The sequence below is a fragment of the Cumulibacter soli genome (assembly GCF_004382795.1).
GTDB lineage: Bacteria > Actinomycetota > Actinomycetes > Mycobacteriales > Antricoccaceae > Cumulibacter > Cumulibacter soli.
On the sequence record NZ_SMSG01000004.1, the window covers coordinates 297,267 to 308,920 of the forward strand.

Sequence of the window (11,654 nt, forward strand, 5' to 3'; positions counted from 1 at the left end):
CCGAGCCGTTCCCCAACATACAGAGCATCCTGGGTGGCGGCGACGTGCTTGCGAAGAAGTTCACCGGACGTTTCCCGTCCGCCTTATGCGGATCCGACATCGCCGCTCGCGGCACGCGAACTACAGGTCTGCGGGAGGCTTCCAGGCGATCTGAATGAGGCGGGTTCCCTCACGTCGAGTCACGTAATAACCGCGACCCGCCGGCAGCGCCTCGGGACGCACCGTGCCCACCAGCGCACCCTCGTCGCGCGTGCCGGACATCACGATTCCGGGCGCGGCCAGCTCCTTCATCCGTTGCAGCATTTGTTCGTACTGCGCCCGTCCGGCGCCGCCGGATCGACGGGTGACACTCAGGTGCAGCCCGATGTCACGCGCTTGCGGCATGAAGTCCACCAGTGGTTGCAGCGGCGGCGGTGATCCGGTGCTCGCGAGGTCGTAGTCGTCGATGAAGAAGAAGAGCTCAGGGCCGCTCCACCACGTTCGGTTGCGCAATTGCTCCGGGGTGACGTCACTACCGGGCAACCGTCTGGTCAGCGAACGCGACAGTTGTTCGCACATCTTGCCGGCGTGATCTGGCGTCGTCCCGTACGCGAGTAGGTAGTCTTCCGGGACTTCGCCAAGTAGCGACCGGCGCGGGTCGATGATGATGATTTTTGCCTCATCCGGCGAGTACTGCTCCATCACCCGATGCGCCATCACCCGCAGCAGGTTCGACTTACCCGACTCGCTATCGCCGTAGACCACAAGTAGCGGTTCGTTGGCGACGTCGACGTACACCGGCCCGAGGTCGGTCTCGGACAAGCCGATCGACACACCGCGGGCTGGATCGCTTGGCACTGCCTCATACCCGATTTCAGGCGGCAGCAGCCGAACCGCGGGCGCCCCGGGGTGCGGCCAGGCTTCCTTCACGCGCGCGATCAGATCGGCAACACCGTCCGGTAGCGAGTCCACCTCCTGCACGCCATCGATTCTCGGTATAGCCGTGAGCATGTGCAGCAGGTCGTCGGTGAGACCGCGCCCTGGTTTGTCATCGGGCACGTTCATGGCGACGCGACGCCCCAAAACTGAATCTCCGGGGTCACCCAGGCGCAACTCGAACTTGGTGCCGAACATGTCGCGCAGCGCCAATCGCAGGTCCATCCAACGCGACGCCGAACCGACCAAGTGGATCCCGTACGACAAGCCCCGGGTGCCGATCTCGTTCAAGATGGGTTCGATCGGTTCAAAATCGTTGCGCACGGTCTGCCATCCGTCGATGACCAGGAACACATCGCCGTACGGGTCCTGGGCGAACTCCCCGCGCGCCTTGGCCCGTCGGTATGCGGCCATGTTCTCCACGCCGTGCTGCGCGAACAGTGCCTCACGCATCTCCAGCAATTGCTTCAATTCGGCCATGGTGCGCCGCACCGTGTTCGTATCGCGCCGTGAGGCAACTGAACCGACGTGCGGTAGTTCGCGCAACGCGCCCAGTCCGCCGCCACCGAAATCGAAACCGTAGAACTGGACCTCCGCTGGGGTATGCGTCAGCGCGAGCCCACACACGATCGAGCGCAGGAAGTTGGATTTCCCGGACTGTGGCGCACCCACGACCATCACGTGCCCGCCGGCTCCGGTGAGGTCGATCTGCAAGGTCTCACGACGTTGTTCGAAGGGTTTGTCGATCACTCCGACGTTCGCCCGGAGCGTGCCACGTACGTCGGATCCCGAGACCGTCAACCCGTACTGCGGATCTACGGAGAGTCCCGGCAGCAGCTGATCCAAGGTGGGGGGCTCGGCCAACGGCGGCAACCACACGCGGTGCGCTTCCGGGCCACGGCCCTCGATCCGGTCGACGACGATATCGAGCAAGCTCTCACCGACGCCTTCGTCCGGATCGTCGGGCTTCTCCTCGACGTCCGTCGTCGGTTCGGCCTCCACCTTGGGCGCATGGTAAAGCGTGTCGTACGCGAGAATCGCGACCTCACTCGGCGTTCCGCCCGCAGCCTGGCCAGCCTTCTTTCGCTTGTACATACCCGATACGTACGCGGCGCGAAAGCGATCGAGCGGGTCGGTGCCGAACTTGATATAGCCGTGGCCGGGAGCGCGCGGAAGCTCGAACGCATCGGGCGCTCCGATGACGACTCGTGACTCGGACGCCGAGTTTGTGCGTAGTGATACTCGGTAGGACAGATGCGTGTCCAGGCCTCGAAGACGTCCTTCCTCCAGCCGCTGGGACGCGAGCAGCAAGTGCACGCCCAGCGAGCGCCCGACGCGGCCGATCTGCACGAACATGTCGATGAAGTCCGGCTTGGCCGAGAGCAACTCGGAGAACTCGTCACACACGATCAGCAGGCTGGGCATCGGATCTAGCGGTGCGCCGGCGAGCCTGGCCTTCTCATAATCGCGCAGGCTGGAGAACTTGCCGGCGGTACGCAGCAGTTCCTGACGGCGTAACAGTTCACCGTTGATCGCATCGACCATTCGGTCGACCAGCGGCAGTTCGTCCGACAGGTTCGTGATGACCGCTGAGGTGTGCGGTAACCGGTCCAGCTTGGTGAACGTGGCACCGCCCTTGAAGTCCACCAGCACGAAGTTCAGATTCTCCGAACTGTGCGTGATCGCTAGGGCGAGCACCAAGGTTCGCAGCAGTTCGGACTTTCCCGAACCGGTCGCCCCGATCAGCAGCCCGTGCGGGCCCATTCCATCTTGCGCCGATTCCTTAATATCCAGATCGACCGGTCGACCGTCCGGCCCGATGCCGATCGGCACCCGCAACTGATCACGGTTGGCGCGCGGCTTCCAGCCGCGAGTGACGTCGTAGTTATAAGGGTCGCCGAGATCAAGCAGCTCGCCCAGGCCCATCGCCGAGCTCATCGCCTTGTCCCCGACCGACCCGATCGACATCCGGCGGGGCGCTAGGTAACGTGCGAGCGCCTCGACATCGGCGAGGCTCAACCGATCTGCGATACCTAACTCAGACTCCACATCGTCGGTACGGCTGCGAACCGTGCGATTCTCGTCGACGTTCAGCACGAGCATGGAACTCTCCAGCATCCGCGGCGGCGGAGTGGAGAGATCGATCACGGTCACACCTTCGAGGCCAGAATCGGCCATTAAGTGACTCGAGCCGGCCACATCGCCGCCATCGATGACGACCAGCAGATGCGGGCCGGCGATCTGCGTCTGCGGTCCGGCCGGATTGAACCGGGGCCGCACGCTCAGGATGTCATCCAGCATCGCTTCGATCGAGGGCATGTTCGGCGCAACGAGGCGTAGGTTGCCAGCGGCGTCCTCACGCTCGGGGTGGAATCCGTGGGGCAACCACTTCGCCCATTCCCAATTCGCTCGCTCCTCGTGCCCCACACACATCGCGATCATCACGTCGTCCGGCGAATGATGTACGGCGGTTTGCGCCAGCAGCGCGCGCACCATCGCACGGGCGTGATCATCCTCTCCGGTGATGTAGACGCGACTGAACCCGTTGAGCGCCATCGCTATCGGCAGCCCTGGCACGTTCGCGTAGGTGTTGACGAACTTTCGTAGGGCCGCGGCGCATACCGGCTCGAGCTCGTCCAGTGGTTTGGTCTGCGGCGTGATCAGCGGCGTCGCGAGTTGTTGCGGCCCCAGCCCGAGCCGTACGGCGCCGAAGTCGGCGTCCTCGCGGCGACGTTCCCATAGCCGATAGCTCGCCGCTGTGACGAGGAGTTGATCGGGTTCCGGGTGGCGATAGAACATCGCCTTCGCCTGCTGGGTAATCGTTTTCTTAACATTGCTGCGATGCGAGGCAAGGTGACGCATGTAGTCGCGCCGCTGCGCGGTGCGCTCGCGCTTACTGCCACCGCCGGTGTTCTGCATCAGGCCCACACCGATCATGCCGAGCGCGGACAGCCCGAACAATGCACCTAACACGTATCCCATCGGACCGGAACCACCGCGGCTACTGAACATCAGGGCCATCGCGCCGGCGCCGGCGAGCATCGGCAGCATCATCAGCATCTGCGACCAGTTCTTCCCGCTGTCGCGCGGAATCTCTGGGGGCGGGTCGATCACCACCTCACCGGTCGGGAGCTCCGGAGCCTCCCGTCGCGGCTGACGGCGAACAATCAACGTTCCCAAGCGGTAACTCCTTAGACGGGCGGAAAACTCCACGGTCCGAGAGGGGTGCCATTATGGTAGCCACGCCAGCCAGGACCCCTCATCTCATGGAGTCACCCGTGACGCGCGCAGTTTCAGATGACCTAGCCCGAATTACGGTAGCTGCACCGCAACGCAGAATCGACATCGCGCTCCCGCAGTCCGTGCCGGTCGCGGAGTTGATGCTGTCGTTGATCACCGCCGCAGGCGAATCCGCGGCAGACGACGCTCAGCGCGACGGCGGTTGGGTTCTGCACCGCGCCGATGGGACGCCGATCGATCACGACCGCACGCTGGAGGACCAGCAAGTACGCGACGGTGAAGTCCTTCACATGGTCGGTCGGTTCACCGAGTGGCCGGAAGTCGACTACGACGACGTTGTGGACGCGATAGCGACCGGCACTCGTAAGTCGACGAGCCCATGGTCTGGATCTCACACCCATCTGACCGGGCTTCTACTTGGCACGCTGAGCCTGCTCATGGGCCTGTTCTGGCTGATGCAGTCCGGACCTTCGTGGCAAAGCCCCGGCCTGATTGCGTTGGCTGTCGCCCTGGTGCTGCTCTTCGCTGCGTATGGCCTTTCACGCACGCAGCCAGGCGATACCGCGTCGGCGGTGACGTGCGCGAGCATGGGCACGCTGTATGCCGCGGCCGGTGGGTTAGTCGTCCTTGGTGGCGACCAAGCGTTCGCTGATTTCGATGCGTGGCAGTACATCCTGGCCAGCGGGTGTTTAGTCGTGGCTTCGATACTTTCGATCCTGCTGGTCGCGCAGCAAATCCAGTACTTCGTCGCAACCGCGTGGATCGGGCTCGTCGGCTTACTGGCCTGTTCGCTGGCGCTCGCGGATCACATCGACGCGGCGGATGCCGCCGCGATCGCCATCACGACGGTGACCATCTTCACCGCCGCGTTTCCGATCCTGTCGATCCGATTGGGCAAACTGCCCGTGCCGGCACTGCCGACGAGCACGGATGAATTACTTGCTGACGAACCGCAGATCCCCCTCGAGCGAGTGCACGGCACCGTTCGCCGCTCGGACGAGATCTTGACTGGGTTGCTGATGGGATCAGCTGCGGTCTCTCTGGTTAGCAGCCTGCTGCTTTTGGGTTCCGGCCGCACCTCGGCGGTCATCTTCGTCGCCCTCGTGGCGGTCACGGTTCTGCTGCGAGCGCGGTTGTTCCCGACCGCGCGTCACCGCGTTCCATTATTAGTCAGCGGTGCAGGATCGCTTGCCCTCCTGGCCTTTTCACTCATCGCAGAGTTGGACGCCGAACAGCGTGCGACGATTGCGGTACCAACGCTAGCGGTGCTAGCGCTGCTGCTGATCGCCGTGGGCCGCTACTTCCGCACGCGGCAACCTACGCCGTACGTCGCTCGAATCGCGGACATCCTCGACATACTTGCGTCGCTGGCGATCGTGCCGATCATGTGCCTGGTGGTCGGACTGTTCTCGTACGTTCGAGGGCTGTGGGGCTGACGCGTGGCAACCAAACGCGACCTGTTCCAGTCGTACCAGTTCAGTCTTCGCCGGGTCGTCTCCGGGCTCGTGCTGCGCGAGACCGACCCCGCTCAGACTCCGCTGCGCCGGATGGGCGGCGCCATGTTCGGCAGTGTCATGGTCGCCGTCCTCGCCCTAGCGGTCACCGGCGTCATCGGCGTCATCAAAGGCGGCGGTAACACGACGTGGAAGGACGCGGGCGCGGTCATTATCGAGGAGGAGACCGGCGCGACCTACGCATGGCTCGAGGATCCGGAGACACGCGAGTTCGCGTTGCACCCGGTGCTCAACTATGCGTCGGCTGCGCTGCTGGTGGGCAATCCCACCCCGGTATCGGTATCGCAAGCCTCACTGGCTGACGCTCCCCGAGGTCCACGCCTGGGCATCGCCGGTGCGCCGGATTCGATCCCGCAACCGGATAGCTTCCTCGCCGATCCGTGGGTGATGTGCAGCGGGTTGACGAAAACGGAGACCGGAGACTTGACCCCGCGCACGACGCTGCTGGTCGGTCAATCGGACCCGGGCGGCAATCCGATCGGCGACGGCAGCCTCCTGCTGGCAGATATGAACTCCGACGCGGTGTACCTGGTGTGGCATGGGCACCGCTTCCTACTCCCGGACCCAGACCCTGCGATCACCGCGCTCGGATTACGTGACGCACCGCAGATCGAGGTCGGTCGTGCTCTGCTGGACAGCTTGCCTGAGGGACAGGAAATCAAACCGCTCACGACGTCCTCCGCGGGCCAATCCTCATCAGCGGTGAAGCAGTACAAGGTCGGGCAAGTCCTCGTCGATGACACGACCAAGCAGTTCTACCTGGTCCGCAAGAATGACCTGCGCAACATCAGCGAGGTTGAAGCGAACGTGACGTTGTCCGCGCCCGGGACGTCGGCGGCGTACGACGGAAAGAGCCCCACCGCGATCGAGGTCGACAACGCCGTGGTGACTGCGGCGCCACGTGAGGATCTGCCGCCGCCGTCATTTGATGATGCTCCCCGCGATATCCCCACGCCCGCGCAGGTTTCCAGCGCCAGTTCCACGGTATGCGCATCGCTTGGCAGCAATTCCGCCGAACTCGACGTCGCCGTCGACCCGTCAACCGAAGACGACCAGTACGCGCTCGCGACCCCGCAGCGCACGAGCAATGGCACCGTGCTGGCCGATCAGGTGCTGGTACGCGGCGGGCACGCGGTATATGTGCGTTCTGCGCAATCTCCGACCGCGACCGACGGCGCGCTGTACCTGGTGACGGATGAGGGCGTGCGATTCGCGGTGCCCGGAGAACAGGCCGCCGCCGCGTTAGGTCTCGATCAAGTCACCCCAGTGACGATGCCCGCAACGCTCGTGGCCCGGATCCCCGAGGGACCCGCGCTGGACCCAGTGTCTGCGCGGGTTAGCGGCTAACTGCCCTGGCCAGCACTGGGTGACCACCAGGTGAACCTTTCCGAAATCGGTTCCGCGCCGGGGCGGAACGCAATTAGCCTGGTGCTCGTCCCAGCGGGGCGGCTGTGTTGATCAGGATCGCAGGACCGCTCGAATACAACCAACCGAGGAGCCAGAAGAGGATGTCGACAACCGGTACCAGTATTGGTCATTCCGACCCGGCGGAGTACGCGAAGCAGGCTTCCGACGCGGGTGAGCGCATCAAGAACATGCTTGCCGCACTGATGAACGGCCTTGAGCCGCTGCAGTCGACCTGGAAGGGTGCGGGCGGCACGAGCTTCATCTCCGCTAAGGCGCAGGTCGAGGCCGCGACGAACAAGCTTCACTACGCTCTCACCACTCTGGGTGAGGACATGTCGCAGGCGGGCGTTCAGTACAACCAGGCGGACGAGCAGGGCCAGCAGGCAATTCAGAAGACCGAGGCCGAGTTCGCCAACCTCGGCAACGTCTAGAGACTCGCGCACGAGCATACTTTCCAAGGATTCGAGGAGAAGCAGCAATGGCTGGAGAAGTTTATGCCGTCGACTGGAATATCCAGGGTGACGGAGTCGGCTCGATCGGCAACGCCGAATCGGCGATGCAGGCTGAGGTCGATCAGGTAAATCGCGATGGACTCGCGCTGATGAACAAGTGGGAGTCGGCGTCGGCTAAGGAAGCGTTCGTCCGCCGCAAGCAGATCTGGGATTCGGCTGCGCAGGAGATCCATACCGCGCTTGGGTCCTTCAAGAAGAACCTCGGCGAGGCTGCCGAGATCGCACAGCAGGGCGAGACCCTCGCCAAGGGCGTACTCGACCGCTAATCCGCGCACCCGCTACAAGGGAGCGTCAGCGACTGCTGACGCTCCCTTCGCGTATGCGCGGGGGGGTGGGGCTCGGTGTCCGTCTAGGGCTCCTGTGACGGGGCAGCTGGCGGTCGAGGCGCCTGTTGTCCACGCGGCCCCCGATCGGGTGCGGTGACCGTGCTGGTGGTTACCCCGGGCTGCTGGTTACTCCGGCTTCGCCGGCGGTGCGAACAATTGCTCGCCGGGCACGTACTGCAGTTCCTGATCGCGTTCGGTCTCCACCCGTTCCGGCGTACTCAGCACACGAGCCTTATTGGCGCGGACACGGCGAAGTAGCGATAGTCCCAGGACCACGGCAGCCAGCCCACCCAGGGCGCCCCAGGTCAGCGCGAGCGCACGTGACTCGCCATCCTCGGCAAACTTCTGCTGAGCCAGTTCCTGCTCACTGAGCACCGGGGGTTCGTACGGTGTCGCGCTCGCAGCGGCCTCGGAGTTGGTCAGGTCGGTCAACGCGCGGGCCGGATCAACCGCGCCTGCGCCGTACCCCAACTCGGCGAAGTGGCCGGACACTGGTGATGCCGTGCTGCGTAGCCGCAACTCAACCGCCAGCGACTTTTCGAGGCCGCCGCTCGGTACCCACGGCGTATCGGGCTGGGCCAGCAACAACGTTACGGCGGCGGCGGCGAAGCTGGAGGCTATCGCCGTTCCGCTATATACCTGATGTCCACCGCTCGGCGCGCCCGCAGTCACATCTTCGCCCGGAGCGAGGACATCGACATAGGGGCCGACCTGAGAGGCAGGTACCCGAATACCACTCGAGGTCATCGCCCCCACACCGATCACACCCTCGTATGCCGCTGGGTAAGGAGTTCGCTCCGCCGGTGTGGGTTGCAAGGACGCCGGCTCGTCCTTCGGATGGTCGTCGCCGACGGGTGCAACGATCACGGCGCCAGCGGACTGTGCCGCGTGCACGGCGCTCGCCAAGGCGGGATCGTCGACAAAACTGACTTCGGCGACCACGATGACTCGAGCACCCTGCTCGGTGGCCCACTCGATACCGCTGGCGATGGTCGCTGGGTCGAGGGGTTCATCGGTGTTGGCGACGACCTGTTCTTTCTCCGCAACCCGGACCGGCAGAATTTTCGCGTCCGGGGCAAGCCCGACAAATCCGGTCTGATCCGATTCTTGCGCGGCAATCACGGTCGCGATCGCCGTGCCCTGGCCGATACAGTCGTCCATCCCTTCGCTGGTGTTACGCACGAAGTCATAGCCGGTGAGGATCTGCGGCGCCAGTTGACTTTGGGTGGGCGCCACCCCAGTCGATACGACTGCAACGGTGACGCCACTACCGGTGCTGTAGGGCCAAAGGCGCTGCGCCGGGTCGTAGTTCGCTACGGTCCAGGGAACTTTCGGGTTGATCTGAGCGGCGGACGGCGGGTTGTCACAGGCCGGCTCCGGTGCGCTGGACGTCGACTCGCTCTGCGATGACTGACTGGACGCCTCCGATTGCTCAGAATCACCCGGTGCCGCGTAGGCCGGCGTGGCAACGCCCAGAACCGCCGCGAGAGCCCCCGCGATCAGCGCGGTTCGGGCACGTCGTCGGCGAAACTCGATCACGGCGACCATGGTAGCGATCGGGGAGGCCGCTGTCGGGCGGGCGTCCGGCCGTAAGATAGGGACCGGCCTGCACATCGATTTCTCCTGCATTGAAAGGATTCACGATGAGCACCGACGACGACCACCGCGGCCCGCCCGACGACGTTCAGCTCCAGTCGATGCGCTCGTTCGCCGAATCACTGCGTGGGCAATTCGAGACCCTCGTTTCCGAAGGGCCCCGTCTGGCGCGTGAAGCACGAGAAGTATCCGTCACCGAGCGGTCATCCGATGGCCTGGTCAAGGTAACGGTCGACCCACGTGGCGCGATTCTCGCGCTCGATCTGGACCCGCGTATCTATCGGCGCCCAGACGCCCGCGCGCTCGGCGAATCGATTCTCGACACGATTCGCCGCGCCAGCGAAGCCGCCCAGGAACGCGTGCTCGATATCTTCGAACCCGTCGTCCCGCGCGATCAAATGCGAGTGCAGCTTCAGGGCAGTCCGGAAGATGTTCTGGAGGATGTACAAGATCGACTGAACCGCAGAGAGGGGATGTGACGTCTCAGTCCCGGTGCGCACGAGCGCGCGGCTTTGTCACGCGCCAGCCATCTGAAGGCAACCTGAATGAGACGCATTCTCTGATAGTTCTGGAAGCCTTGTCCGTAAACCGTCGAGGAGATGACGAGGAGACACCGTGACGGAGCCAACCCACGTTCGCGTGGACCCCGCCATCGCCGCACGCGGAATCAGCGAACTTAACAGCGCGAAGGGCCCACTGGAGTCGCGCTGGAACTCAATTATCGGAAGCATCAAGTCCGCGCACGCGGCAAATCCCTGGGGCGAGGACAGCGACGGGCAGGAATTCAGTTCGAGCTATCTGACCGACTCGAAGGCTGGGACCTTCGATCAGGACGCGAAGCAGGTCATCGATCCCGTCCTGGCGCTCCCGGACAACGTGGAGACTGCACTCAACACCACCTACGCCGCCGACGCCGTCGCCGGCCGCAGGATGGATGCCGTACAGGTGGACGCCGACCCCACTGCGGGTTCGGGCGGCGGAGGCGGTGCCGCGGCTGGCGGTTCCTCCGGCGGAGCGGGCGGTTCCTCGGGCGGAGCGGGCACAGCCTCCAGCGGCGTCGCGTCGCTCGCGAGCAGCGGGCTCGCAGCAAGTTCCGTCGCGGGGACGTCAACCGCGTCGGGATCGTTTCTCGCAGAGAGCGGGCTGACCGGGACGCCCGGCACCTTCGCGGCCCAGCCCGCCGACGGGCAGTTCATGGCCCGAGAGGCCACCAGCGCGAGCGCCGATGCGGCGCCGCACGATTCCACTTCAGCTGCGACACCACAGACGGACGTCGCAGATACGGCAGGCGCGTCGGGCACTTCGACGTCCGATTCGGGCAGCGGCCCTACATCGTCATCCACCCCCGGAGCAGACCAGGCCCAGTCCGCCTCCGGATCGTCGACGGCCGGCGGGTCAGGGTCGGGCGGTGCAGGTGGCAGCAGCGGAACCACCATCGGCTCCGGCGGCGATACTGCTGCAGGTGGTGCCGGTTCCGGTGGCGGCGCAAGTTCTAGTGGCGGTGGACCCGGTTCCAGCGGCATTTCAGCCGACTCGGGTGGCGGTGCAGCGCCGACCGCTGCGCCGCCGGGCGCAGACTCCGGCGCCGGTGGATCGGGCGCCGGTGGACCCGGTGCTGGCGTACCGATGATGCCTCCGGGCGGCGGTATGCCGATGACGCCGCCAGCCGGGGGCGCGCCCATGATGCCGCCAGCGGGCGGTGCTCCGTCGGGGGCACCGGGCGCCTCCAGGAGTGCCGGCGCGCCGGCGTCCCCGGCGGGTTCGGGATCGCCAGGCGCCCCGTCTCGATCAGGAGCACCCACCGCACCGCCGTCGCCGGGCCGGGCAACTGCTCCGTCCAGTCACGGCGACTCGAGGACGCCCGGCTCGGCTGGCGGCTCCACCGCGCCTCGCGGAGGTGCCTCATCGACCAGCGGTCCCGGTGCGGCACGCCCAGCGAATTCAACGAGCGCGCGAAAGCGCCGCGATGGTGCGGCCGACACGGAAACCACGACGGGCGCGGCCGATCGGCGCGAGGATCAGCTCGCCGACGATGTGGTTCAGAACGACCCGGGTATGCAGCCAGATCCTGGCTCACGATCGGCCGAAAGCTCGGAGCCGACACAGCCGAGCACCGCCCGAGGGTCGACGGCGGGCTGATTATC

Annotated in this window: 8 protein-coding genes; 6 read left to right on the plus strand and 2 right to left on the minus strand. The window is 65.2% G+C overall.

From position 1 onward, the window contains the following. Nucleotides 1–120: 120 nt before the first annotated feature. Nucleotides 121–4,095 carry a type VII secretion protein EccCa gene (gene eccCa / locus E1H16_RS10800; protein ID WP_134323882.1) on the minus strand — a complete coding sequence of 1,325 codons (3,975 nt, stop codon included), beginning with the start codon at nt 4,093–4,095 and terminating at the stop codon, nt 121–123. Between the two features lie 98 nt (nt 4,096–4,193). Between eccCa and eccD the strand changes: the two genes are divergently transcribed. From eccD to E1H16_RS10820, 4 genes are all read left to right on the plus strand, one after another. Beyond that, nucleotides 4,194–5,591 carry a type VII secretion integral membrane protein EccD gene (eccD, locus tag E1H16_RS10805; protein ID WP_166741718.1) on the plus strand — a complete coding sequence of 466 codons (1,398 nt, stop codon included), beginning with the start codon at nt 4,194–4,196 and terminating at the stop codon, nt 5,589–5,591. Nucleotides 5,592–5,594: 3 nt separating this feature from the next. After that, nucleotides 5,595–7,016, plus strand: coding sequence for a type VII secretion protein EccB (eccB, locus tag E1H16_RS10810; protein ID WP_134323884.1), 1,422 nt, complete (start codon nt 5,595–5,597; stop codon nt 7,014–7,016). Between the two features lie 161 nt (nt 7,017–7,177). Next, on the plus strand, nt 7,178–7,507 hold the full coding sequence (locus E1H16_RS10815) for a WXG100 family type VII secretion target (RefSeq protein WP_134323885.1): 330 nt from the start codon (nt 7,178–7,180) through the stop codon (nt 7,505–7,507). Between the two features lie 47 nt (nt 7,508–7,554). Continuing rightward, nucleotides 7,555–7,854 carry a WXG100 family type VII secretion target gene (locus E1H16_RS10820; protein WP_134323886.1) on the plus strand — a complete coding sequence of 100 codons (300 nt, stop codon included), beginning with the start codon at nt 7,555–7,557 and terminating at the stop codon, nt 7,852–7,854. A 186-nt stretch (nt 7,855–8,040) separates the two neighbouring features. Here the strand turns inward: E1H16_RS10820 and E1H16_RS10825 are convergent, their stop codons facing one another. Beyond that, entirely contained in the window at nt 8,041–9,453 is a 1,413-nt protein-coding gene (locus E1H16_RS10825) for a S8 family serine peptidase (protein WP_166741719.1), read from the minus strand. Nucleotides 9,454–9,557: 104 nt separating this feature from the next. Here E1H16_RS10825 and E1H16_RS10830 point away from each other — a divergent pair, with 104 nt between their 5' ends. Both E1H16_RS10830 and E1H16_RS10835 read left to right on the plus strand, forming a co-directional pair. Further along, the gene (locus E1H16_RS10830; protein WP_208378997.1) at nt 9,558–9,989 is read left to right on the plus strand and encodes a YbaB/EbfC family nucleoid-associated protein; all 432 of its coding nucleotides are present in this window, start codon (nt 9,558–9,560) and stop codon (nt 9,987–9,989) included. A 136-nt stretch (nt 9,990–10,125) separates the two neighbouring features. Further along, nucleotides 10,126–11,649, plus strand: a complete 1,524-nt coding sequence (locus E1H16_RS10835; RefSeq protein WP_134323888.1) for a hypothetical protein — start codon at nt 10,126–10,128, stop codon at nt 11,647–11,649. Nucleotides 11,650–11,654 lie beyond the last annotated feature (5 nt).

Excerpts from the sequence above, each read along its gene's own strand:
- E1H16_RS10830 (WP_208378997.1), top strand. The coding sequence starts at position 9,558 with ATGAGCACCGACGACGACCACCGCGGCCCGCCCGACGACGTTCAGCTC.
- E1H16_RS10815 (WP_134323885.1), top strand. The coding sequence starts at position 7,178 with ATGTCGACAACCGGTACCAGTATTGGTCATTCCGACCCGGCGGAGTAC.
- E1H16_RS10820 (WP_134323886.1), top strand. The coding sequence starts at position 7,555 with ATGGCTGGAGAAGTTTATGCCGTCGACTGGAATATCCAGGGTGACGGA.